At 55.0% G+C, this 25,866-nt stretch carries 19 protein-coding genes; 13 read left to right on the top strand and 6 right to left on the bottom strand.

Going from position 1 to position 25,866, the window contains the following annotated elements; all coding sequences use genetic code 11:
* Positions 1 to 122: 122 nt before the first annotated feature.
* Positions 123 to 968, bottom strand: coding sequence for an arabinose operon transcriptional regulator AraC (gene araC / locus M8370_RS00615; RefSeq protein WP_013095551.1), 846 nt, complete (start codon positions 966 to 968; stop codon positions 123 to 125).
* A 336-nt stretch (positions 969 to 1,304) separates the two neighbouring features.
* Here araC and araB point away from each other — a divergent pair, with 336 nt between their 5' ends.
* The 6 genes from araB to rluA all read left to right on the top strand — a co-directional run bounded on the left by araB (position 1,305) and on the right by rluA (position 11,448).
* A complete protein-coding gene (gene araB / locus M8370_RS00610; protein ID WP_023620027.1) occupies positions 1,305 to 3,014 on the top strand; it encodes a ribulokinase in 1,710 nt (569 codons plus the stop codon).
* Positions 3,015 to 3,024: 10 nt separating this feature from the next.
* Positions 3,025 to 4,527 carry an L-arabinose isomerase gene (gene araA / locus M8370_RS00605; RefSeq protein WP_020688483.1) on the top strand — a complete coding sequence of 501 codons (1,503 nt, stop codon included), beginning with the start codon at positions 3,025 to 3,027 and terminating at the stop codon, positions 4,525 to 4,527.
* Positions 4,528 to 4,613: 86 nt separating this feature from the next.
* Positions 4,614 to 5,309 carry an L-ribulose-5-phosphate 4-epimerase gene (gene araD, locus M8370_RS00600; protein ID WP_023620030.1) on the top strand — a complete coding sequence of 232 codons (696 nt, stop codon included), beginning with the start codon at positions 4,614 to 4,616 and terminating at the stop codon, positions 5,307 to 5,309.
* Between the two features lie 74 nt (positions 5,310 to 5,383).
* Positions 5,384 to 7,741, top strand: coding sequence for a DNA polymerase II (gene polB, locus M8370_RS00595; RefSeq protein WP_250020367.1), 2,358 nt, complete (start codon positions 5,384 to 5,386; stop codon positions 7,739 to 7,741).
* Positions 7,742 to 7,869: 128 nt separating this feature from the next.
* On the top strand, positions 7,870 to 10,776 hold the full coding sequence (gene rapA / locus M8370_RS00590) for an RNA polymerase-associated protein RapA (RefSeq protein ID WP_045292756.1): 2,907 nt from the start codon (positions 7,870 to 7,872) through the stop codon (positions 10,774 to 10,776).
* A gap of 12 nt (positions 10,777 to 10,788) precedes the next feature.
* Positions 10,789 to 11,448 (top strand): bifunctional tRNA pseudouridine(32) synthase/23S rRNA pseudouridine(746) synthase RluA, encoded by a 660-nt coding sequence (gene rluA / locus M8370_RS00585; protein ID WP_020688480.1) that lies wholly within the window; start codon positions 10,789 to 10,791, stop codon positions 11,446 to 11,448.
* Positions 11,449 to 11,478: 30 nt separating this feature from the next.
* Here rluA and djlA read toward each other — a convergent pair whose 3' ends face one another.
* Positions 11,479 to 12,297, bottom strand: coding sequence for a co-chaperone DjlA (djlA, locus tag M8370_RS00580; protein WP_013095544.1), 819 nt, complete (start codon positions 12,295 to 12,297; stop codon positions 11,479 to 11,481).
* A 239-nt stretch (positions 12,298 to 12,536) separates the two neighbouring features.
* Between djlA and lptD the strand changes: the two genes are divergently transcribed.
* The 6 genes from lptD to apaH are packed head-to-tail and all read left to right on the top strand — an operon-like array spanning position 12,537 to position 19,266.
* Positions 12,537 to 14,888, top strand: coding sequence for an LPS assembly protein LptD (gene lptD / locus M8370_RS00575; RefSeq protein WP_045902536.1), 2,352 nt, complete (start codon positions 12,537 to 12,539; stop codon positions 14,886 to 14,888).
* Between the two features lie 53 nt (positions 14,889 to 14,941).
* Positions 14,942 to 16,228: a peptidylprolyl isomerase SurA gene (surA, locus tag M8370_RS00570; RefSeq protein WP_013095542.1), complete on the top strand. Its 1,287-nt coding sequence runs from the start codon at positions 14,942 to 14,944 to the stop codon at positions 16,226 to 16,228.
* Positions 16,228 to 17,214 carry a 4-hydroxythreonine-4-phosphate dehydrogenase PdxA gene (gene pdxA, locus M8370_RS00565; protein ID WP_013095541.1) on the top strand — a complete coding sequence of 329 codons (987 nt, stop codon included), beginning with the start codon at positions 16,228 to 16,230 and terminating at the stop codon, positions 17,212 to 17,214. The genes surA and pdxA overlap by 1 nt, the downstream gene beginning before the upstream one ends.
* Positions 17,211 to 18,032, top strand: a complete 822-nt coding sequence (gene rsmA / locus M8370_RS00560) for a 16S rRNA (adenine(1518)-N(6)/adenine(1519)-N(6))-dimethyltransferase RsmA (protein ID WP_013095540.1) — start codon at positions 17,211 to 17,213, stop codon at positions 18,030 to 18,032. Before pdxA ends, rsmA begins: the two co-directional genes overlap by 4 nt.
* A 3-nt stretch (positions 18,033 to 18,035) precedes the next feature.
* Entirely contained in the window at positions 18,036 to 18,413 is a 378-nt protein-coding gene (gene apaG, locus M8370_RS00555; RefSeq protein WP_013095539.1) for a Co2+/Mg2+ efflux facilitator ApaG/CorD, read from the top strand.
* 4 nt (positions 18,414 to 18,417) lie between these two features.
* Complete coding sequence (apaH, locus tag M8370_RS00550) at positions 18,418 to 19,266, top strand: bis(5'-nucleosyl)-tetraphosphatase (symmetrical) ApaH (RefSeq protein ID WP_013095538.1); 849 nt, start codon at positions 18,418 to 18,420, stop codon at positions 19,264 to 19,266.
* 39 nt (positions 19,267 to 19,305) lie between these two features.
* Here the strand turns inward: apaH and folA are convergent, their stop codons facing one another.
* From folA to kefF, 3 genes are all read right to left on the bottom strand, one after another.
* Positions 19,306 to 19,785 (bottom strand): type 3 dihydrofolate reductase, encoded by a 480-nt coding sequence (folA, locus tag M8370_RS00545; protein ID WP_008502023.1) that lies wholly within the window; start codon positions 19,783 to 19,785, stop codon positions 19,306 to 19,308.
* 114 nt (positions 19,786 to 19,899) lie between these two features.
* Positions 19,900 to 21,765, bottom strand: a complete 1,866-nt coding sequence (gene kefC, locus M8370_RS00540) for a glutathione-regulated potassium-efflux system protein KefC (RefSeq protein ID WP_250020366.1) — start codon at positions 21,763 to 21,765, stop codon at positions 19,900 to 19,902.
* Complete coding sequence (gene kefF, locus M8370_RS00535; RefSeq protein WP_048972731.1) at positions 21,758 to 22,288, bottom strand: glutathione-regulated potassium-efflux system oxidoreductase KefF; 531 nt, start codon at positions 22,286 to 22,288, stop codon at positions 21,758 to 21,760. The genes kefC and kefF overlap by 8 nt, the downstream gene beginning before the upstream one ends.
* Before the next feature lie 746 nt (positions 22,289 to 23,034).
* Here kefF and M8370_RS00530 point away from each other — a divergent pair.
* Entirely contained in the window at positions 23,035 to 25,578 is a 2,544-nt protein-coding gene (locus tag M8370_RS00530; protein ID WP_250020365.1) for an autotransporter family protein, read from the top strand.
* Between the two features lie 47 nt (positions 25,579 to 25,625).
* Here the strand turns inward: M8370_RS00530 and M8370_RS00525 are convergent, their stop codons facing one another.
* Entirely contained in the window at positions 25,626 to 25,859 is a 234-nt protein-coding gene (locus M8370_RS00525) for a YgdI/YgdR family lipoprotein (RefSeq protein ID WP_013095533.1), read from the bottom strand.
* Between the last annotated feature and the right edge of the window lie 7 nt (positions 25,860 to 25,866).

Genomic DNA, 25,866 nt, shown 5'->3' with positions numbered 1-25,866 from the left:
TTCCGGTCAGAAAACGAATCAGGGATTCTGCTTAGCGCCCTCACCGCGTCAAGACAACAATTGTCTGAATAGTTTACAGGTTGCTTCCGTTGTTCACCTGCTTGTTTATCTTTTTTTACCGTTTATTCACATCCCGCCCGGAATTCACTGGGGCTGGCGCCAGTGCATTTTTTAAATACGCGGGAAAAATAGAGCTGATCTTCAAAGCCCACATTGCGCCCGACGGTGGCAATGGGCATCCGGGTGGTGCTGAGCAGCAGTTTCGCCTGGCTGATGCGCTGATCTTCGCGCCAGCTCAGCACGCTGACACCCAACTGCTGCCGGAACAGATGCGACAGCCGCGACGGCGACAGGCAGACATGCTGGGCCACGCTGGCGATATCAAACTGGCTGTCGGCCAGGTGGTCGCTGATGTACTGGCAGGCATCACGCACACGGTTATCCAGCGGCGGATTAAGCGACGCGTTAATCGCCTCCATCCGGCGCAGTAACACCTGTTCAAGCAAATTAATCGCCAGCAACTCAGCGTAGCGCCCACCCGCCTGCCCTGCCTCTATGATCTGGGCAAACAGCTCGCGGAACTGGGCCAGATGAGCGTCGTCCGGGCGGTAAAAACCGGTGTGCGCGAAAATGGCTGGCCACGAAAGCCACTCCTGCCAGTAGGCGCGGGGGCGGAAGTAGACCCACTGGTGATACCACTCTTTGGCATCCGGATGACGCCCGTAATGGTGGATCTCACCAGGTGGAAACAGCAGCATATCGCCGGGACGACAGACGAACTGCTGATCGTTGTTTTTGATTATCCCTTCCCCACGTACGGTCAGGTTCAGAATGTACCCTTTCATCCCGAGCGGACGGTCAACGTAAAAATCGAGATATCCCTCAGCCTCGATAGGGGTCAGCCCCGCCACCAGGTGGGCGTTAAACGAATAACCCGGCAGTAAGGGATCGTTTTGCGTTTCGGCCATAGATTCAGTTCTCCCAACGGTACTGAAGGAAACCAATTGTCCATATCGTTAAAAGCCGTATAAAAATGGCCTGCGACGAGATCCAAAAAGCATCACGTCTCTTTTACGTCCGCCATGTTTCAGCCTTTCCCCCTGATTTCTCCGCCAGAGTGGGCAGATAAGCAGTAACAAAAGTGTCTATAAGTGCGGCAGAAATGTCCACATTGAATATTTGCACGGCGTCACACTTTCCATCTCAACAGCAATTTAGTCCATAAGATTAGCGGATCCTGCCTGACGATTTTCGCCCCCAGTCTCTAATGTTCTCTCATACCTGTTTTCTGATGGAGCAACACCATGGCAATTGCGATTGGCCTCGATTTTGGCAGCGACTCGGTTCGCGCCCTGGCAGTGGACTGTACGTCCGGCCAGGAGATAGCAACCAGCGTTGAGTGGTACCCACGCTGGCAAGAGGGGCGCTACTGCGATGCGCCAAACAACCAGTTCCGTCACCATCCACGCGACTACATCGAGTCGATGGAAGCGGCAATCAAAACCGTGCTGGCAGAACTGACTGACGCCCAGCGTGCAGAGGTGGTTGGGATCGGCGTAGACAGCACCGGTTCTACCCCCGCGCCAGTGGATGCGGAAGGCCGGGTGCTCGCGCTACGTCCTGAGTTCGCCGACAACCCGAACGCCATGTTTGTGCTGTGGAAAGACCATACCGCCGTCGAAGAGGCCGAAGCCATCACCCGGTTGTGCCACCAGCCGGGCAAAACCGACTATTCGCGCTACATCGGCGGAATTTATTCCAGTGAATGGTTCTGGGCCAAGATCCTGCATGTCACCCGCGCTGACGCAGCGGTTGCACAAGCAGCCGCATCGTGGATTGAACTGTGTGACTGGGTTCCTGCCCTGCTCTCGGGTACCACCCGCCCGCAGGATATTCGCCGCGGCCGCTGCAGCGCCGGGCATAAATCCCTATGGCATGAAAGCTGGGGCGGTCTGCCACCGGCAGCCTTCTTCGATGAACTCGATCCGATTATCAACAAGAGCCTGAAGTACCCGCTCTTTACCGACACCTTTACCGCCGATATTCCGGTGGGCACGCTCTGTGAAGAGTGGGCAACACGCCTGGGCCTGCCGCAAAACGTGGCAATCTCCGGCGGTGCGTTTGACTGCCATATGGGCGCGGTGGGCGCTGGTGCCCAACCCAATACGCTGGTGAAAGTGATCGGCACCTCCACCTGCGACATCCTGACTGCGGATAAGGCCAGCGTCGGTGACCGCGCAGTGAAAGGTATCTGCGGACAGGTCGACGGCAGCGTGGTACCGGACTTTATCGGTCTGGAAGCCGGGCAGTCTGCGTTTGGCGATATTTACGCCTGGTTTGGTCGGGTACTGGGCTGGCCGCTGGACCAGCTGGCGACCGCGCACCCGGAACTGAAAACCCAGATTGCCGAGAGTAAGAAACAGCTGCTGCCCCAGCTCACCGCCGCGTGGGCGAAAAATCCGTCTCTTGAACACCTGCCGGTGGTGCTCGACTGGTTCAACGGCCGCCGTACGCCATTTGCCAACCAGCGTCTTAAAGGCGTTATCACCGATCTCAATCTGGCGACCGATGCCCCGGCCCTGTTTGGCGGCCTGATTGCAGCCACCGCCTTTGGTGCCCGCGCGATTATGGAGTGCTTCACCGAACAGGGCATCGACGTCAATAACGTCATGGCGCTGGGCGGTATCGCCCGTAAAAACCCGGTGATCATGCAGGCCTGCTGCGACGTGCTGAACCGTCCGCTGCAGATTGTCGCATCCGATCAATGCTGCGCGCTGGGTGCGGCTATTTTCGCCGCCGTTGCCGCGGGCGTACACGCCGATATCCCGACTGCACAGCAGCATATGGCAAGCGCGGTCGAAAATACCCTTCAGCCGCGTGCTCAACAGGCGCAACGCTTTGAACAGCTTTATCAGCGCTACCAGCAATGGGCAAAAAGCGCCGAACTTCACTATCTCCCTGTCGCCGCCCCGTCAAAACACACCGCGGATACGACGGCAACCCTGACCCATTAAGGACACGACGATGACCATTTTTGATAATTATGAAGTGTGGTTTGTGATTGGCAGCCAGCATTTGTACGGACCGCAAGCGTTGCAACAGGTGACGAAACATGCGGAACACGTCGTGAACGCGCTGAATGCTGAGGCCAAACTGCCATGCAAACTGGTGCTGAAGCCGCTGGGCACGACGCCGGATGAGATCACCCATATCTGCCGTGACGCAAACTACGACGATAAATGTGCGGGTCTGGTGGTGTGGCTGCACACCTTCTCACCCGCCAAAATGTGGATCAACGGTCTGTCTATCCTCAACAAACCGCTGCTGCAATTCCATACCCAGTTCAACGCCTCCCTGCCATGGGACAGCATTGATATGGACTTTATGAACCTGAACCAGACCGCACACGGCGGCCGTGAGTTCGGCTTCATCGGCGCCCGTATGCGTCAGCAGCACGCCGTAGTGACCGGACACTGGCAGGATCAACATGCGCAGAAACGCATCGGCTCCTGGATGCGTCAGGCCGTTTCCAAACAGGATACCCGCCATCTGAAAGTGGTGCGATTTGGCGACAACATGCGTGAAGTGGCAGTCACCGACGGTGATAAAGTTGCCGCGCAGATCAAGTTTGGTTTTTCCGTGAACACCTGGGCCGTGGGTGACCTGGTGCAGGTCGTCAATGAGATCGGCGATGGCGACGTGAGCGCGCTGGTTGACGAATACGAAAGCAGCTACCGCCTCACCGCAGCGGCGCAGGTGAAGGGTGACAAACGCCAGAACGTGCTGGACGCGGCGCGCATTGAACTGGGGATGAAACGCTTCCTGGAACAGGGTGGCTTCCACGCCTTTACCACGACATTTGAAGATCTCCATGGTCTGAAACAACTGCCGGGTCTGGCAGTACAACGTCTGATGCAGCAGGGCTACGGCTTCGCGGGCGAAGGCGACTGGAAAACTGCCGCTCTGCTTCGCATCATGAAAGTGATGTCAACCGGTCTGCAGGGCGGCACCTCCTTTATGGAGGACTACACCTACCACTTCGAAAATGGCAACGACCTGGTACTCGGTTCACACATGCTGGAAGTGTGCCCGTCCATTGCCGTTGAAGAGAAACCGATCCTCGACGTGCAGCACCTCGGCATTGGCGGTAAAGCGGATCCGGCACGTTTGATCTTCAACACCCGTACCGGCCCGGCCATCAACGCCAGCCTGATCGACCTGGGCGATCGTTTCCGCCTGCTGGTGAACTGTGTGGATGCGGTTGAAACGCCACACGCGCTGCCAAAACTGCCGGTCGCCAACGCCCTGTGGAAAGCGCAGCCCGATCTGCCAACCGCCTCCGAAGCCTGGATCGTCGCCGGTGGCGCGCACCATACCGTCTTCAGTCACGCGCTGGATCTCAACGATATGCGTCAGTTCGCTGAACTGCACGACATCGAACTGACCGTGATCGATAACGATACCCGCCTGCCCGCGTTTAAAGACGCGCTGCGCTGGAATGAAGTCTATTACGGTTCGAAACGTTAAGTACGACGTGCCCGGTGGCACTGCGTTTACCGGGCCTACGATTGTGTATGCCGGATAAGCGAAACGCCATCCGGCGGGAGACAACAATGCTAGAAGATCTCAAACGCCAGGTACTCGAAGCCAACCTGGCGCTGCCTAAACATAATCTGGTGACCCTGACCTGGGGCAACGTCAGCGCCGTTGACCGCGAAAAAGGGGTGTTCGTCATCAAGCCTTCCGGCGTGGATTATACGGTGATGACCGTTGACGATATGGTTGTGGTCAGCATTGCAACCGGTGAAGTGGTGGAAGGGAAGAAAAAACCCTCCTCCGATACCCCCACCCATCGCCTGCTGTATCAGGCATTTCCGACCATCGGCGGCATTGTGCATACCCACTCGCGTCATGCGACTATCTGGGCGCAGGCAGGCCAGTCCATCCCGGCTACCGGTACCACGCACGCAGACTACTTTTACGGCACCATTCCGTGCACCCGCCTGATGACCGATGCGGAAATCAACGGCGAGTACGAGTGGGAAACCGGCAATGTGATTGTCGAAACCTTTGAAAAACAAGGAATCGACGCAGCACAGATGCCCGGGGTGCTGGTGCATTCCCACGGCCCGTTTGCGTGGGGCAAAAATGCGGAAGATGCAGTGCATAACGCGATTGTGCTGGAAGAGGTAGCCTATATGGGCATCTTCTGTCGTCAACTGGCACCACAGTTGCCGGATATGCAACAGACGCTGCTGGACAAACACTACCTGCGCAAGCACGGTGCAAAAGCTTATTACGGGCAATAAACTGTATATAAACCCAGCATAAAACCGCTAACCAGGCTATAATCAGGCCTGGTTTTGTTTTATGGGATAACGGCGTGACGCAGGCGCAAGAAGGTTTTTTACTGACCCGACACTGGCGGGATACGCCTCAGGGAACAGAGGTGGAGTTCTGGCTGGCGACGGACAACGGCCCGCTGCGCGTTACCCTGCCGCCACAGGAGTCCGTGGCATTTATTCCTGAAGCCCACATCGACAAAGCAAAGCAGCTACTGCGCGGTGAAAACAACTGGCGCATCACGCCACTTGAGCTAAAAGATTTCCATCGCCAGCCGGTTTACGGTCTCTATTGTCGCGCCCATCGCCAGCTGATGCGCTATGAAAAACTGCTGCGCGAGGCGGGCGTCACCCTGTACGAGGCCGATATTCGTCCCCCGGAACGTTTTCTGATGGAGCGGTTTATTACCGCCCCTGTCTGGGTTGATGGCACAGCGCACAACGGCGGGCTGATTAACGCCCGCCTGAAACCCAACCCGCACTACCGTCCGCCGTTGAAATGGGTCTCACTGGACATCGAAACCACCCGTCACGGTGAACTGTACTGTATTGGTCTTGAAGGCTGCGGCGACCGGGTTGTCTATATGCTCGGGCCACCGAATGGCGATGCCTCCGCGCTGGACTTCCGGCTGGAGTACGTCAACAGTCGGCCACAGCTGCTGGAAAAACTGAACCAGTGGTTTGCCGATCGCGATCCCGATGTCCTGATCGGCTGGAACGTGGTGCAGTTCGACCTGCGGGTACTGCAAAAACACGCCGAGCGTTACCGCATCCCGCTCATGCTTGGGCGGGGTCATAGCGAACTGGAATGGCGCGAGCACGGTTTCAAAAACGGCGTCTTCTTCGCGCAGGCCAACGGTCGCCTGATTATCGACGGCATCGAGGCGCTGAAATCCGCATTCTGGAATTTTTCTTCCTTCTCGCTGGAGGCAGTGGCGCAGGAGCTGCTGGGGGAAGGGAAATCCATCGATAACCCGTGGGACCGAATGGATGAGATCGACCGCCGCTTCAACGAAGACAAACCGGCACTTGCCACCTATAACCTGAAAGATTGTGAGCTGGTTACGCAGATTTTCCACAAAACCGAGATCATGCCTTTTCTGCTGGAACGCGCCACAGTAAATGGTCTTGCCGCTGATCGGCACGGCGGTTCCGTGGCGGCATTCAGCCATCTGTACTTTCCCCGCATGCACCGGGCAGGCTACGTCGCACCGAACCTGGGGGACGTGCCGCCGCAGGCAAGCCCTGGCGGCTACGTGATGGATTCCCGGCCGGGACTGTATGACTCCGTGCTGGTACTGGACTACAAAAGCCTCTACCCCTCGATTATCCGCACCTTTCTGATTGATCCGGTGGGGCTGGTAGAGGGGATGGCGCAGCCGGACGATACGCACAGCACCGACGGGTTTCTGGGGGCGCGTTTCTCACGGGAGAAACACTGCCTGCCGGAGATCGTGGGACAGATCTGGCACGGGCGCGATGAGGCCAAGCGCCACGGCAACAAGCCGCTTTCTCAGGCGCTGAAAATTATCATGAATGCCTTTTACGGTGTGCTGGGCACCAGCGCCTGTCGCTTCTTCGACCCGCGTCTCGCCTCGTCTATCACCATGCGCGGGCATGAGATCATGCGCCAGACAAAGGCGCTGATCGAATCCCAGGGCTATGAAGTGATCTATGGCGATACCGACTCCACCTTCGTCTGGTTGAAGGGCGCGCACGCCGAAGAGGAAGCCGCGCGAATTGGCAAACAGCTGGTCGCCTTCGTGAACGACTGGTGGCAAGCGCATTTGCAAAAAGAGCGGTTAACCAGTGCGTTAGAGCTGGAGTATGAAACCCATTTCAGCCGCTTTTTAATGCCCACTATCCGTGGAACCGATCAGGGCAGCAAGAAACGCTACGCCGGACTGATTCAGGAAGGTGAAAAGCAACGCATGGTGTTTAAAGGGCTGGAGACGGTACGCACAGACTGGACTCCGCTGGCGCAGCAGTTCCAGCAAACGCTCTATCTGCGGATCTTTCGTAATGAGCCTTATCAGGACTACGTCCGCGAGACGATAGCCAGCCTGATGGCCGGCGAGCTCGACAACCAGCTGGTGTATCGCAAACGCCTGCGCCGCCCGCTGGCCGAGTATCAGCGTAACGTTCCGCCGCACGTCCGCGCCGCGCGTCTGGCGGATGAAGAGAACGTCCGTCGGGGGCGCGCCCCGCAGTATCAGAACCGGGGCACCATCAAGTATGTCTGGACGACAAACGGGCCAGAGCCTGTGGATTATCAACACTCTGCGCTGGACTACGACCACTACCTGACGCGCCAGCTTCAGCCCGTCGCGGATGGAATTTTGCCTTTCATTGACGACGATTTTGCTACACTAGTGACAGGGCAGCTTGGCCTATTTTGACACGTGACGAAATCGCTGCCATCCAGTACCATAGCGCCCTTTCCACTCCCGGACCCATTTTTCGATGACCGTCTTTTTTGACGGTGGTTGAACTATTGCCTGCAATTAAAGATTAGAGCCGAACACATATGCCTTTTACACTTGGTCAACGCTGGATCAGCGATACAGAAAGCGAACTTGGATTGGGAACCGTGGTTGCAGTCGATGCACGCATGGTCACCCTCCTTTTCCCTGCTACCGGTGAAAACCGCCTGTACGCTCGCAATGACTCCCCTGTTACCCGCGTGATGTTCAATCCAGGTGACACCGTGACCAGCCACGACGGCTGGCAGCTAAAGGTTGAAGACGTAAAAGAAGAGAATGGTCTGCTCGCCTACATTGGGACTCGCCTCGACACTGACGAGAGCAATGTCATCCTGCGTGAAGTGCTGCTCGACAGCAAACTGGTTTTCAGCAAGCCGCAGGATCGCCTGTTTGCCGGGCAAATCGACCGTATGGATCGCTTCTCCCTGCGCTATCGCGCACGTAAATTCCAGAGTGAACAGTACCGCATGCCGTGGAGCGGCCTGCGTGGTCAACGCACCAGCCTGATCCCTCATCAGTTGAATATCGCCCATGACGTTGGTCGTCGTCATGCGCCTCGCGTACTGCTGGCAGACGAAGTGGGCCTCGGTAAAACCATTGAAGCCGGTATGATCCTGCATCAACAACTGCTTTCTGGCGCCGCCGAGCGCGTGCTGATCGTGGTACCGGAAACGCTGCAACACCAATGGCTGGTTGAGATGCTGCGCCGCTTTAACCTTCGTTTCTCGCTGTTTGACGACGAGCGCTACGCCGAAGCCCAGCATGACGCAGACAACCCGTTTGAAACCGAACAACTGGTCATCTGCTCCCTGGACTTCGTGCGCCGCAGCAAGCAGCGTCTTGAGCATCTGTGCGACGCAGAGTGGGATCTGCTGGTGGTCGACGAAGCGCACCACCTGGTCTGGAGCGAAGAGGCACCGAGCCGTGAATACATGGCGATTGAACAGCTTGCCGAGCGCGTGCCGGGCGTCCTGCTGCTGACCGCAACGCCGGAGCAGCTGGGGCTGGAGAGCCACTTCGCCCGTCTGCGCCTGCTCGATCCAAACCGCTTCCATGACTTTGAGCAGTTTGTCGAAGAACAGAATAATTACCGCCCGGTTGCCGATGCTGTCGCCATGCTGCTGGCGGGCAAACGCCTCTCGAATGACGAACTCAACACCCTGAGCGATCTGATTGGCGAACAGGATATTGAGCCGCTGCTGCAGGCAGCCAACAGTGACAGCGACAACGCGGGATCCGCGCGTAAAGAGCTGATCGATATGCTGATGGACCGCCACGGCACCAGCCGCGTGCTATTCCGTAACACCCGTAACGGCGTGAAGGGCTTCCCGAAACGCGAACTGCATACCATCAAGCTGCCGCTGCCGACGCAGTATCAGACGGCAATAAAAGTCTCCGGCATTATGGGGGCGCGCAAAAGCCAGGAAGAACGTGCGCGCGACATGCTCTACCCGGAGCAGATTTATCAGGAATTTGAAGGCGATACCGGAACCTGGTGGAACTTCGACCCGCGTGTTGAATGGCTGATGGGTTACTTAACGGCTCATCGTTCACAGAAAGTGCTGGTGATCTGCGCCAAAGCGGCCACCGCGCTGCAGCTGGAGCAGGTTCTGCGCGAGCGTGAAGGTATTCGAGCCGCCGTGTTCCACGAGGGCATGTCCATTGTCGAGCGCGACCGCGCCGCGGCCTGGTTCAGTGAAGAAGACAGCGGCGCACAGGTTCTGCTGTGCTCTGAAATCGGTTCTGAAGGGCGTAACTTCCAGTTCGCCAGCAACCTGGTGATGTTCGATCTGCCGTTCAACCCCGACCTGCTGGAACAGCGTATCGGCCGTCTGGACCGTATCGGTCAGGCGCATGATATTCAGATCCACGTCCCTTACCTGGAAAAAACCGCTCAGTCGGTGCTGGTACGCTGGTTCCACGAAGGTCTGGACGCGTTCGAACATACCTGTCCGACGGGACGTACCATTTACGATCAGGTGCATACGGATCTGATCGGTTACCTGGCAGCGCCGGAAAATACGGACGGTTTTGATGAGCTGATCAAATCCTGTCGCGAAAAGCATGAGGCTCTGAAAGCGCAGCTGGAGCAGGGACGTGACCGCCTGCTGGAAATCCACTCCAACGGTGGCGAAAAAGCGCAGGCGCTTGCCGAAAGCATTGAAGAGCAGGATGACGACACAAGCCTGATCAGCTTCGCCATGAACCTGTTCGACATCGTCGGGATTAACCAGGACGATCGCGGCGAGAACATGATCGTGCTGACCCCATCCGATCATATGCTGGTTCCGGATTTCCCGGGCCTGCCGGAGGATGGTTGCACCATCACCTTTGAGCGTGACGTGGCGCTGTCTCGCGAAGACGCGCAGTTCATCACCTGGGAACACCCGTTGATCCGCAACGGCCTCGACCTGATCCTTTCCGGCGACACGGGTAGCAGCACGATTTCCTTGTTGAAAAACAAAGCATTACCCGTTGGTACGCTGCTGGTTGAGCTGATCTATGTTGTGGAAGCGCAAGCGCCGAAACAGCTGCAGCTCACCCGCTTCCTGCCGCCAACGCCAGTGCGTCTGCTGCTGGATAAAAACGGCACCAACCTGGCTGCACAGGTTGAATTCGAGAGTTTCAACCGCCAGTTGAGCGCAGTAAACCGCCACACGGGCAGCAAACTGGTCAACGCCGTACAACAGGACGTGCACGCCATTCTGCAGTTGGGTGAAACGCAGATCGAAAAAGCGGCCAGGACGCTGATTGATGCCGCACGCGAGGAAGCCGATGAGAAACTGTCTGCAGAGTTGTCTCGTCTGGAAGCGTTAAAAGCGGTGAACCCAAACATCCGTGATGACGAACTGACCGCGATTGAGAGCAACCGTCAGCAGGTGCTGGAAAGCCTGAATCAGGCAAGCTGGCGTCTGGATGCCCTGCGTCTTATCGTTGTGACGCATCAGTAACCGGAGCACAAGATGGTGATGGAGCCTTACAATCCGCCGCAAGATCCGTGGCTGGTTATCCTTTATCAGGATGAGCACATTATGGTGGTCAATAAGCCAAGCGGCTTGTTGTCCGTGCCGGGACGTCTGGATGAGCACAAAGACAGCGTGATGACACGTATTCAGCGTGATTATCCCCAGGCGGAGTCCGTTCATCGCCTGGACATGGCAACCAGCGGCGTGATTGTGGTGGCGCTGAACAAAGCGGCTGAACGTGAACTCAAACGTCAGTTCCGCGAGCGTGAGCCGAAAAAGCAGTATGTCGCACGCGTCTGGGGCCATCCCGCGCAGGCGGAAGGGCTGGTGGATCTGCCGCTGATTTGCGACTGGCCAAATCGACCAAAGCAGAAGGTATGCTATGAGACGGGCAAGGCCGCGCAAACCGAGTATGAAGTGCTGGAGTACGCGCCGGATAACACCGCGCGCGTGCTGCTTAAGCCCATTACCGGGCGTTCACATCAGCTGCGTGTGCATATGCTCGCGCTGGGGCACCCGATTCTGGGAGACCGTTTTTACGCCCCCCCGGAGGCGCTGGCTTCAGCGCCGCGTTTGCAGCTTCATGCCCAGACACTCACCATCACCCACCCGGCGTTTGGCAACGCAATGACGTTTAAAGCCCCGGTGGATTTCTAAAAAAATGGCCCGACTGTGTCGGGCCATTTTTTATTTGAAATTTTTCTGCTCTTTTATCAGCTCGTACGCTTTCTGGATTTCCTGCGCTTTTTGCTTCGCCATCTCCATCATCTCTGGCGGTAAGCCCTTCGCGACCAGTTTATCCGGGTGATGTTCACTCATCAGCTTACGATAGGCACGCTTGATGGTTGTCGCATCATCCGAAGGTTTCACGCCAAGCACGTTACAGGCGTCTTCCAGCGTCGGGCCTCGCTGCGCCTGCTGCCAGCCGCCGCCAGAGGATTGATGCTGTTGATAGCCACCGCCAAAGTGTGCGCCGCCCTGCATCATGCGCAGGAACTGGTCGAACTGCATGCGGGAGATCCCCAGCTCTTCGGCAATCACGTATAACACATCGCGTTCATTCGGATGAAGAGACCCGTCGGCAAACGCCGCCTGAATCTGGATCTCCAGAAACATCCGAATTAAATCAAAACGGCCGAAACAGATACTGCGGAACTGACGCATTTTTTCGCGCAGCGGATAGTTATCCGATTTACCGATGCGAAACGCATTTTGCGCCGCCACACGAGATTCCCCATGCAGATTCATGCGGTCCATAAATACGCTGGCAATCTGGATATCGGCTTCCGTTACCCGCCCTTTTGATTTGGTTAAGTGCCCCATCACCTCAAAGGTGGTAGAGAAAAAGAGGGACTGACGCTCGCGCTGGTTGGCGAACCACGCCATTTTGCGGCTGCGTGCCTTATCGAACATATGGCCAATAATCAGGCCAAGCACGATGCCCCAAAACCCGGCACCCATGATGATGGCGAACGCAACGCCGATGATTTTACCCCAATACTGCATATACTCCCCGGATAGTCATGTCCCTTGTCGACGCAACGCCATCATTACAGTGGTCGAGCCACGGTCAATTGAGGGACATCGCCTATAATTTGCATTATCATACTCGTCATTCGATAGCGAGCCTAACACTCTGGCACGCAAACGGGCAGGATTAACGCTGGTACTGCGCTGATGAGTAAGATAGTCTCTGAGCGTTTGTAAGCCGTAGCCACTGATGACGGAACACTAAAATATAACGTATGAAAAAACGTATCCCCACCCTCCTGGCCACAATGATTGGCACCGCCCTGTACAGTCAACAGGGGCTGGCGGCCGATCTTGCCTCGCAGTGTATGCTTGGCGTCCCAAGTTATAATCGCCCACTGGTGAGTGGCGATACCAATAGCTTGCCAGTAACCATTACTGCCGACAGTTCTAAAGGAACTTATCCTGACAATGCCACGTTTACGGGCAGTGTGGATATAAATCAGGGCAATAGCCGCCTGCAGGCAGATGAAGTGCAGTTGCACCAGAAGCAGCCGGAAGGTGCGGCTGAACCAGTACGAACGGTGGATGCGCTGGGTAATGTGCACTATGACGACAATCAGGTCATCCTGAAAGGTCCGAAAGCATGGTCAAACCTGAACACCAAAGATACGAACGTCTGGGAAGGTGATTACCAGATGGTAGGTCGTCAGGGGCGTGGTAAAGCAGATCTGATGAAACAGCGCGGTGAAAACCGCTATACGATTCTGGAAAATGGTTCCTTCACCTCCTGTCTGCCGGGTTCGAATACCTGGAGCGTGGTCGGAAGTGAGGTAATTCACGACCGTGAAGAACAGGTCGCAGAAATCTGGAACGCCCGGTTTAAACTCGGCCCGGTGCCGGTTTTCTATAGCCCGTACCTGCAACTTCCCGTGGGCGACAAACGTCGTTCAGGCTTCCTGATCCCAAATGCCAAATACAGCACCTCGAACTATTTTGAGTTCTATCTGCCGTATTACTGGAACATCGCGCCCAACATGGACGCCACGATCACGCCGCACTATATCCATAAGCGCGGCAACGTCATGTGGGAAAACGAGTTCCGCTATCTGACCCAGGCGGGTACCGGTTTGATGGAACTGGATTATCTGCCATCAGATAAGGTCTTCCAGGATGAGCACCCAACAGAAGGTGATAAACACCGTTGGATGTACTACTGGCGTCACGCTGGCGTCATGGACCAGGTCTGGCGTTTTAACGTCGACTACACCAAAGTCAGCGATCCTTACTATTTCAACGACTTCGATTCCAAGTACGGTTCCAGTACCGATGGTTACGCCACGCAGAAGTTCAGCGTTGGCTATGCCATTCAGAACTTCAACGCTACGGTGTCGACGAAGCAGTTCCAGGTGTTTGATAGCCAGACGCGAAGCACTTACGGTGCAGAACCGCAGCTGGATGTGAACTGGTATCAGAACGATGTTGGTCCATTCGATACCCGCGTCTACGCTCAGGCAGTGCATTTCGTCAATACCAACTCGGACATGCCGGAAGCCACGCGTGTACATTTAGAACCGACGATCAATTTACCGCTGTCGAACAACTGGTCGAGTCTGAATACCGAAGCCAAGCTGATGGCGACCCATTATCAGCAGAAAAATGTGGACTGGTATAACAACCGTTATGGCACCGACCTCGACGAATCCGTGAACCGCGTTCTTCCACAATTCAAAATGGACGGTAAGCTGATCTTCGAGCGCGATATGGGTCTGCTGGCGGATGGGTATACGCAGACGCTTGAGCCACGTATGCAGTATTTGTACGTGCCTTATCGCGATCAGAGCAAAATCCAGAACTATGACTCCGCTTTCCTGCAGTCTGACTACAGCGGCCTGTTCCGTGACCGTACCTACGGCGGTCTCGACCGTATTGCTTCCGCGAACCAGTTAACGACCGGCGTCACAACGCGCGTTTATGATGAATCTGCCGTTGAACGTTTTAACGTTTCTGTTGGTCAAATCTACTATTTCACCGAGTCTCGTACCGGTGATGACAATATCAACTGGGAGAAAGACAACAAAACAGGTTCGCTGGTGTGGGCGGGCGATACCTACTGGCGCATGACCGATCGCTGGGGCTTACGCGGGGGTCTGCAGTACGACACGCGTCTCGACAATATTGCGACCAGCAGTGCAGCCGTCGAGTACCGTCGCGATGAAGATCGTATGGTGCAGTTGACCTATCGTTACGCCAGCCCGGAATATATTCAGGCAACATTGCCGAACTATGCCACCAGTGAACAGTATAAAGACGGGATTTCGCAGGTGGGGGGTGCAGCCAGTTGGCCAATCGCTGACCGCTGGTCAATTGTGGGCGCATACTACTTTGACACTAACGCCAACAAGCCTGCTGACCAGATGGTTGGTCTGCAATATAACTCCTGCTGTTACGCGCTGCGTGTCGGCTACGAACGCAAGCTTAACGGCTGGGATACTCAAAACAATCAGAGCAAATACGATAACGTGATTGGCTTTAATGTCGAATTGCGCGGCCTGAGCTCCAACTACGGCCTGGGCACGCAGCAGATGCTGCGCTCGAACATTCTGCCGTACCGCAGTTCCTTGTAATGTGCTTGTTTTGCAACGTAATCCGCTTTGCGGTTAATTGAAATGGAAAAAGTATGAAGAACTGGAAAACGCTGCTGCTCGGTGTCGCTATGGTTGCGAATACCAGCTTCGCGGCCCCCCAGGTTGTTGATAAGGTCGCCGCTGTGGTTAACAACGGTGTCGTGCTCGAAAGTGACGTTGACGGTTTGATGAAATCTGTGAAGCTCAATTCGGGCCAGGCGGGTCAGCAACTTCCTGATGACGCAACGCTGCGCCATCAGATCCTGGAACGTCTGATCATGGATCAGATTGTCCTGCAAATGGGTCAGAAAATGGGCGTGAAGATCACTGACGAGCAGCTCGATCAGGCGATCGCTAACATCGCTAAGCAGAACAATATGACCCTGGATCAGATGCGTAGTCGTCTGGCTTATGATGGCATCAGCTATTCAACCTACCGTAATCAGATCCGTAAAGAGATGCTGATCTCAGAAGTGCGTAACAATGAAGTTCGTCGCCGCGTCACCATCCTGCCGCAGGAAGTCGACGCGCTGGCAAAACAGGTGGGCAACCAGAACGATGCCAGCACCGAGCTGAACCTGAGCCACATTCTGATCCCGCTGCCTGAGAACCCAACGTCTGACCAGGCCGCAGAAGCGGAAAGCCAGGCGCGCGCTATCGTTGAGCAGGCACGTAACGGTAGTGACTTTGGCAAGCTGGCCATTACCTACTCTGCAGACCAACAGGCGCTGAAAGGCGGCCAGATGGGCTGGGGACGTATTCAGGAACTGCCATCCATCTTTGCCCAGGCGCTGAGCACGGCGAAGAAAGGCGACATCGTGGGTCCAATCCGTTCAGGTGTTGGCTTCCACATCCTGAAAGTCAACGACCTGCGTGGTCAGAGCCAGAACATCTCCGTCACCGAAGTTCATGCTCGCCACATTCTGCTGAAACCGTCACCGATCATGACAGACGATCAGGCGCGTGCGAAGCTGCAACAGATTGCTGCGGACATTAAGAGCGGAAAAACGTCGTTTGCGAATGCCGCAAAAGAGTTCTCTCAGGATCCTGGCTCAGCTAACCAGGGCGGCGACCTGGGCTGGGCGGCGGCGGATATCTACGATCCGGCATTCCGCGATGCGCTGATGAAGCTGAACAAAGGCCAGATGAGTGCGCCGGTACACTCCTCCTTTGGCTGGCATCTGATCGAACTGCTGGATACCCGCAACGTTGATAAAACCGACGCAGCGCAGAAAGACAGAGCCTATCGTATGCTGTTCAACCGTAAGTTCTCTGAAGAAGCGGCAACCTGGATGCAGGAACAACGCGCCAGCGCTTACGTGAAAGTTCTGAGCAACTAATGAAACAGCATCGTGTTGTGATCACCCCCGGCGAACCCGCCGGGATTGGGCCTGACCTCGTGGTCCAGCTTGCCCAACGTAGCTGGCCGGTGGAACTGGTCGTCTGTGCTGATGCAACACTGTTACAAGACCGGGCTTCACTGCTCGGTCTGCCTTTAACGCTTATCCCTTACGTTGAAGGTCAGCAGCCTGCACCGCAGCAAGCCGGAACGCTCACGCTTCTTCCCGTCCCCCTTCGTACTCCTGTTATTCCGGGTCAGCTCAGCACTGAAAACGGCCACTATGTTGTCGAAACCCTGGCGCGCGCTTGCGATGGTTGCATAAAAGGGGAATTTGCTGCCCTGATTACGGGCCCCGTGCACAAAGGGGTGATTAACGAAGCCGGTATTCCGTTCACCGGACATACCGAGTTTTTTGAAGAGCGATCGCACAGCCCGAAAGTAGTGATGATGCTGGCGACGGAAGCGATGCGGGTGGCTCTGGTAACAACCCATCTGCCGATTAAGGCCATTCCTGACGCCATCACCCCTGAACTGCTGCGGGAGATCATCGGGATACTGCATCACGATCTGCAGACCAAATTCGGTATTAAACAGCCGCACGTTCTGGTCTGTGGCCTGAACCCACACGCCGGTGAAGGCGGGCATATGGGGACTGAAGAGATCGACACCATCATTCCGGTGCTGAATGAAATGCGGGCGAAAGGGATGAACCTGAGCGGGCCATTGCCTGCCGATACCCTTTTCCAGCCCAAATACCTGGATAATGCCGATGCCGTGCTCGCGATGTACCACGATCAGGGCCTGCCCGTGCTAAAATACCAGGGCTTTGGCCGCGGTGTGAATATCACCCTCGGTTTACCTTTTATTCGAACGTCCGTTGACCACGGTACTGCGCTGGATCTGGCAGGACAGGGAAAAGCGGATGTCGGCAGTTTTATTACGGCGCTTAATCTCGCCATCAAAATGATTGTTAATACTCAATGACTAATCGAGTCCATCAGGGCCACTTAGCCCGTAAACGCTTCGGGCAAAACTTCCTCAACGATCAGTTCGTGATCGACAGTATTGTCTCGGCCATCAATCCGCAAAAAGGCCAGGCGATGGTTGAAATCGGCCCCGGTCTGGCAGCACTGACTGAACCCGTCGGCGAACGTCTGGACGAACTGACCGTTATCGAACTCGACCGCGATCTCGCTGCTCGTCTGCAAACGCACCCGTTCCTTGGGCCGAAGCTGACGATTTATCAGCAAGATGCCATGACCATGAATTTTGGCGAGCTGTCGGAAAAAATGGGTCAGCCGCTGCGCGTATTCGGTAACCTGCCCTATAACATCTCCACGCCGCTGATGTTCCACCTCTTTAGCTATACTGATGCCATTGCCGACATGCACTTCATGTTGCAAAAAGAGGTGGTAAACCGTCTGGTTGCAGGGCCGAACAGTAAAGCGTATGGTCGTTTAAGCGTGATGGCACAATATTTCTGCAATGTGATCCCGGTACTCGAAGTGCCGCCGTCTGCCTTCACGCCGCCGCCAAAAGTCGACTCTGCGGTTGTGCGCCTTGTGCCGCATAAAACGATGCCATACCCGGTCAAAGACCTGCGCGTACTGAGCCGTATCACCACAGAAGCCTTTAACCAGCGCCGTAAAACGATCCGTAATAGCCTCGGCAATCTGTTCACCGTTGACGTGCTGGCCGAGCTGGGCATTGACCCGGCAATGCGAGCAGAAAACATCTCTGTTGAGCAGTACTGTAAACTGGCTAATTACATTAGCGAAAATGCGCCGCCGAAGGAGAGTTAAGCCATGATTGATTCGCCCCGCGTCTGTGTCCAGGTACAAAGCGTTTACGTTGAGTCGCAGTCCTCACCCGATGAAGAACGTTTTGTTTTCGCCTACACCGTGACCATTCGCAACCTGGGGCGGATGCCTGTGCAACTGCTCGGGCGTTACTGGCTTATCACTAACGGCAATGGCCGTGAAATCGAAGTTCAGGGTGAAGGTGTGGTTGGTGAACAGCCCCACATCGCCCCTGGCGAAGAGTATCAGTACACCAGCGGTGCAGTGATCGAAACGCCGCTGGGTACCATGCAAGGCCATTATGAAATGGTCGACGTCGATGGCAATGTGTTCCGCGTTGCTATTCCTGTGTTCCGTCTCGCCGTTACAACACTCATTCATTAATCTAATGTCTACATATCTGATTGGCGACGTTCACGGTTGCTACGATGAACTGATCGCATTATTAAAACAGGTCGACTTTACGCCAGGACGGGATATTCTCTGGCTGACGGGCGATTTAGTGGCGCGTGGGCCAGGCTCCCTGGAGGTTTTACGCTTCGTAAAATCGCTGGGCGACAGCGTTCGCATGGTGCTGGGCAACCATGATTTGCATCTGCTCGCCGTCTTTGCCGGCATCAGCCGCAATAAGCCGAAAGATCGCCTCACCCCGCTGCTGGAGGCGCCAGACGCCGACGAACTGATCAACTGGCTGCGTCGTCAGCCCCTGTTGCAGATCGATGAAGAGAAAAAACTGGTCATGGCACACGCCGGGATCACCCCACAGTGGGATCTTGAGACGGCCAAAACCTGCGCGCGTGACGTAGAAGCCGTGCTGGCGAGCGATTCCTATCCCTTCTTCCTTGATGCCATGTACGGCGACATGCCAAATCACTGGAGTGAAGATCTGAGCGGTCTGGCGCGCCTGCGTTTCATCACGAACGCGTTCACACGGATGCGTTTCTGCTTCCCGAACGGGCAACTGGATATGTACTCAAAAGAGACGCCGGAAAGCGCACCTGCACCGCTTAAACCGTGGTTTGCGATCCCCGGGCCGGTCACCAGTGAGTACAGCGTGGTGTTTGGTCATTGGGCCGCGCTAGAAGGGAAAGGCACGCCGGAAGGGATCTACGGTCTTGATACCGGTTGTTGCTGGGGCGGGGATTTAACCTGCTTACGCTGGGAAGATAAAACATACTTCGTGCAGCCGTCCAACCGACAGCTGGACCTGGGGGAAGGCGAGGCAGTCGCCTCCTGAGAGTGAATTCCCTCTCCCGGCCGGGAGAGGGTCTATCAACTAGCGACGTTCCAGAATCTCGAAGCAGTAGCTGTGTGAGTTCTGCGCATCCGCGTCGTGAAATTCGCTGAATACCGATTCCCACTCGTCCGGATCGTAGTCCGGGAAATGGGTATCGCCTTCCACTTCCGCATCAATATGCGTCAGATAGAGCTTTTGCGCTTTTGGCAGGAACTGCTCATACACACGCCCACCACCAATCACCATGATCTCTTCGGCGTTACCGCACGCGGCAATCGCCTCGTCCACGGATTTCACCCATTCGACGCGATCGTCAGTGCCAGGCTGGCTACTGATCACGATATTCTTACGGCCCGGCAATGGACGACCAATCGACTCCCAGGTCAGGCGGCCCATCACTACCGGCTTGTTTAACGTCGTACGTTTAAACCATGCGAGATCGGCAGGCAGGTTCCACGGCATGGCATTTTCCATACCGATAACACGGTCCACCGCCAGCGCTGCAATCAGACTGATCATTGAAAATTTCCCGGATGCAAAAAATTGCCGCCACTATACGGAAAGCTTAATCTTTCGTCGACTGGCGGCATGGTAAAGAGAGAGAAATTTTTTAATATTGCTGGCAACTCCACTTCACGCGGAAGGTTTACTCTCCGGTTCGTCCGCCGGATCGCCGGTATGCTTGCCTTCCTCCGTTCCCTGCCAGCCATGACGCTGCACCAGCGACAGATGATTACGATCCTCATTAATGATCTCTGTCAGCATCGCACTGGTGCGTTTAAACACCGCCGCACGCTCTGTGGCCGTACTGCCCGCCATCGCCACCATCTCTTCCACCATATCGGTATTGAAGCGACGGAACAGGTCCGCACGCTCGCGCGCTTCATACGCGCCCAGGCCCAGACTTTCCAGCGCCATGCGGCCAGACTTAAGCGCCCCTTCGAAGGTTTCACGCTCGGGTGCGTCCACCCCCGCCTGTCGCAGCTGGATATAGTGATCCACATCGCGCGCGCGGGAGATAATGGTCAGGTTCGGGAAATGCTCCTTCACCAGTTCAACCAGCTGCATACTGGTCTGGGGATCGTCAATCGCGTTGATGAGGACTTCCGCTTTCGCTGCCCCGGCTGATTCCAGCAGATCGACACGCGTTGCATCGCCGTAGAAGACTTTCATATCGAACTTACGCAGGGTATCCACATGGTCCGGATCGTGATCGAGGATGACCATTTTTACCCCGCTTGAGAGCAGTAAACGACCGGTGATCTGCCCAAAGCGACCGAATCCGGCGATGATGACCCGCGGCTGCTCCTCGTCGATCTCATCGGCCTCACGTTCCTGTTCGCTGCCGTTTTTTTCCAGACGCGTCAGCAGCACCAGCAGGATCGGCGTTGCCGCCATCGACAGCGCGACCGCCAGCGTCAACGCTTTCGCCCACTCGGGATCGAGCACATTGGCCATTTGCGCCGCGCCGAAAACCACAAACGCGAATTCGCTTCCCTGTCCGAGCAGCACGGCGAACCAAAGACGCTGTCTGCCAGGCACGTTAAGCGGACGGGCGATCAGCCACAGCATCACCATTTTGATGACCATGAAACCGACCAGCAGAATGAGGATCCGCAGTGGATGCGTGACCAGCGTGCCAAAGTCGATCGACATCCCGACCCCGATGAAAAACAGCCCCAGCAGCAGTCCTTTAAATGGCTCGATATCACTTTCAAGCGCGTGTCGATACTCTGAGCTGGCCAGCAGAACGCCCGCGAGGAAGGCTCCCATCGCCATCGACAGCCCGGCTTCCTCCAGCAGCAGACCAAAACCAAACACCAGGAACAGCGCCACGGCACTGAACACTTCCCGCAACCCCGAGCGGGCGACAAATCGAAGCAGCGGACGTGTTACATACCGGCCAAGCAGGACAACCAGTGCCAGCGCACCGACCACCTTTAATGCAGAGAGGGCAAAAGCGCCGAGCGTGGTGGAGGCCCCACTTGCGGCCAGCAGCGGGATCATCGCCACCAGCGGAATCGCCGCGATATCCTGAAACAGCAGAACCGAAAACGCACTGCGCCCCATCTGAGAAACGGTCAGGTTTCGCTCGTTCATTGCCTGCATGGCAATCGCCGTCGAAGAGAGTGCCAGCGTCATGCCAATAAGCTCTGCCACTTTCCAGTCCATTCCCAGCAGAATACAGAAGCCGCCCAACAGCAGACCACAGGCCGCCATTTGTAGCGCCCCACCGCCAAACACTGAGGCGCGCAGCTTCCACAACCGCTGCGGGTCAAGTTCCAGACCAATGACAAACAGCATCAGCACGACACCAATTTCGGCGAAATGCAGGATCGCCTCCGCGTCGGTGACCAGGCGGAATCCCCAGGGTCCGATAACACACCCGGCGATCAGATAACCCAGCACAGAGCCCAGCCCCAGGCGAACCGCCACGGGCACAATCAGCGCCGCCGCGCCAAGGTAAATCAGCACCTGTATCAGCGTATGGCTATCCATTGTGCGTCTCCTGCCACTCAAGTAAGCGTTGTTTATAATGACGAGCCTGCGCCTGCAACGTCTCATCGTCACAAACAAATGTGCAGTGCATAGCAAATGGAGGAAGCCAGGTAAGACCACAGTAGAGTGCTGTCGCCTGAAGCGGTTGTGCCAGCACCTCAAAACCCGGGAAAGAGCCAATATCGAAGTGGCTTTCTCCTCCACCGGTGGTCACAGCCCACATCAGGCTTTTTCCCTTCAGCGCATGCCCGTTGTGACCATACGCCCAGCCGTGGGAAAAGACTTTGTCGATCCACAATTTGAGGAGCGGAGGTATGCTGTACCACTGCATCGGGTGTTGCCAGATGATCAGATCGGCGCGAGTGAGCGCCTCCTGTTCGGCGGCGATGTCGATGTTAAAATCAGGATAAAGTTGATAGAGGGAACGTATCTCTACGTTGTCGAGTGTCCTTACCTGTTCAAGCATGCGCTTATTCGCATGGGAGTGATGCGGATAGGGATGCGCATAAATTATCAGAATCATCAGTTAGCCTGTCTTTACGGTTCCGTTCTCTCTGGTAGCAGTGAGTGTAGACATTTAACTCGCTCACTGAAAGTCTCCCATTGCCTGGTGTCGGCAAATCGCAAGTATCGTAACTGCTTCTTTAACCATCAATGTTGTTCATATATGTGCGTCTTTGAACAAACAGGAATCCATAGCCACCAGAAATATCTAACCGATTTTACATTTACCACACTGAAATATTAAGCATTCTTAAAACGACTTTTTAATAAAACAAAGTATACATAACCTATTGAAAAAATAATAATTTTAGATGGTTTTGCGATAACCGCTCTTCAGAAATGTATACGCAATTATTAACCTGAACATTTCACGAACTTTTCATTCAAATGGATGTGTGCATGAGTAATATACGCATTGAACTTAACAGAACAACCAGAATGCTCGGAAGACTGTTCCCCGCCATATTGGCATTCACACCAGCAATAACCTCAGCAGGAATTATTGAACAGTCTACTTCCGTCCCACAAGATTTTTCCGCTGATACCGAATATGTTATCAATAAAGATGTAACGATTTCTTCCTCAAGCAATAAAGCAGCCGTATCCGTATCAGGTATTGATGTCACATCAGTAACAAATAAAGGTAATATATCTGGAGCGGCCAACGGTCTTGATATTAACACCGGCGCTCAACGAGTCATCATTACGAATGAAACTGGAGCAACCATTTCTTCTACTGAAGCAAATGCGGTAAACATCGAATCAATGCAGGGGAATTTAATCAACGAAGGTAATATAAAAGGTGTTCAGACGGGTATTTTCATTAGCGAAAATTCATCAACGGTAAATATTACCAATACAGCAACGGGGAAAGTCGAAGGCAATACAGGGCTTAGTACTGAAGTTGCTACAGCAATTAACAATGAAGGGACATTCAATGGCCTGGAAGGCGATGGTATTGCGCTAAAAAATGGCAATTCCAAAATATCAAATAGCGGTACCATAACAGGCTCGCAGAACGGTATTTATGTCTCAGGTAACGCTAAAGTTGATATTACGAATAGCGGTTCGCTCGGGGGTGGAAATGCGGCAGTATTTTTTGCCAGCGATAAAAATAACACCCTGGTGCTTAATACTGGCTCATCATTATCAGGTGACGTTATTTCGACAGTCTCGAAAGGTAACACCCTAACCCTGGTAGGCACCGGTACAGAAGACAGCAATTTTATCGGACTGAACGAAGGCGATGGTTTCGCCTCTGTCAAAATGAACGGTGAAGACTGGACGCTGACGGGTAACGTCGACATTATTGGTGCAGGTGATTCACTGCAGGTGAATAGCGGCAACCTGACCCTGGCGGGTACCGTTTCCAATGCTGGCAATACGCTGGTTGCGAATGAAGCCACGCTCCAGCTGGGCAATGGCGAAGGTATGGCGAACCTCAGCGGCGGCCTAACCAACAATGGTACGGTTATCTTTAACCAGGGAGGCAATTTTACGTTTTCTACCGACATGACCGGCAGCGGAAACGTAGAGAAAGTTGATGCGAATACGCTGACGCTTACCGGCAACAACAGCTATACCGGCGATACGACCCTGCGAAACGGCACAACGCTGGTAGCGGCAGGCGCAACGTTAGGTGTTGAAAACAGCAATGCCACTCTCACCGTGCAGAACGGGGCAAAGTTTGCCACCGCAGGAACCGTCTACAACAACATCACTATTCTCAGCGGCGGTACGCTGGCAGCGTGGAATGCAATTGAGGGTAATGCAACCCTCAGAAACGCTGGCATTGATACCATTAACGGCAACGTGACCAACAGCGGCACGCTTTTGCTCAGTGCTGCCGACCACAGCGTGGGTAATGACTTTACCATTAATGGTGACTATACCGGCGCAGAAGGTAGCCAGATTGTGTTAAACAGCGAGCTGGGTACTGACACGGCACCTACCGATCATCTCACAATAACCGGCAGCAGTTTTGGCCAGTCCGGCGTGACCGTCAGCAACATGGGTGGACTTGGCGCACAGACCGTGAACGGCATGGAGATTGTCAGCGTCGCCGGCAGCTCTGAAGCACAGCTGACGCTGGCCAAACCGGTTGTGGCAGGCGCATACGAATACTCTCTTTACCAGCATAGTGACGGGAACTGGTACCTGGAATCGAAGGCCACGCCACCTGTCGATCCAACAGATGATACCGATGACGGTGATAATACCGACAACGGTGGCAATACCGACGATGGCGGTAACACTGATAATGGCGGTAACAATGACAATGGCAGCAATACCGACGATGGCGGCAACAGCGGCGGCACTGATAACGGCGACGGTGGTGATAATAGCGATAACGGCGGCGGCAATACCCCAGCACCAGAAGTGATGGCACCTGAAGTGGGCGCGTATTTAGGTAACTATCTGGCTGCTCAGAGTATGTTCCTGCACAAACGTGACGATCGCGATCAGCTCACTTTCCGTAACGAAGACGATCTGAATACCTGGATGTATGTAAAAGGTCGTTACCATGAAAATGATGCAGGCGGCGATAAAGTCAGCTACGACACCACGACCACCGTTCTGCAAGTCGGCAGCGATTTCCTCAGCAAGCCAATGGACAGCGGTATCCTGCGTGCCGGTGGCATGTTCGGTGCAGGCCAGGCGAAGACCCACTCAGATGCGAAATACAACGTGCGTGACGCACAGGGTAAAGTCGATGGCTTCAACGTTGGGCTATACGCCACCTGGCAGGAAAATCAGAAATTACGCCTGGGAAGCTACATTGATACCTGGGCCGCCTACAGCTGGTACAACAACAAAGTGACCAGCAACCGCAACGATGAGGATTACAACAGCGAAGGTTTTGCCGCGTCTGTTGAAGTCGGCCATGCGTGGGTTATCCCATCTGAAAACGAGCGTACCTGGAAGATCGAGCCTCAGGCACAGGTGATCTACAGCTATCTTGATCAGGAAAATCATACGGACCGCGATGGGGTCCGGGTGACGACTCTGGATAACGACAGCGTCTTCGGTCGTCTGGGTGTGAAATCCAGCTATTTCCAGCAAAAGGACGTCACGGCCTGGCAGCCATACGTTGCGGTGAACTGGCTGAAGGGTGCAGGTCAAAAAGATCTGGCCTTCAACGACGAAACCGTAAGTAATGATACGCCGGAGGATCGTGGTCAGGTAGAGCTGGGTATTACCGGCAATCTTAACGAGACCACGACAATTTCACTTCGCGCCAGCGGCGAATGGGGTGAAAACAACTATGCCGCTTACGGCGGTCATATTTTGTTAAACCACCGCTGGTAATCCATCCGCATCAAGCAAAAAAGCAGTGGCAGATGCCACTGCTTTTTTTAATTATCCAGTTCACCCATGGATTTAACCTGGTCACGGTTAATCTGCTCGGTTTGACCCGTTTCCGCGTTTTTATACGACACCAGACCGGTATCGTCATCCACCTGCGGTTTGCCGTCCGTAATGATGGTGCGGCCATCGGTGGTTTTTACCGCCTGATTAGATGAACACCCCGCTACGGTGAACATTGCAGTGGCAGCCAGAACGGAAGCGATCAGTAGTTTATTTTGCATGGTGTTT

Origin of the sequence: Enterobacter cloacae complex sp. OE43NF, assembly GCF_023544405.1 — a bacterium.
GTDB classification, from domain to species: domain Bacteria; phylum Pseudomonadota; class Gammaproteobacteria; order Enterobacterales; family Enterobacteriaceae; genus Enterobacter; species Enterobacter cloacae.
The sequence above is the reverse complement of the archived record's forward strand: the minus strand, read 5'-3'. Positions and strand labels throughout refer to the sequence as shown.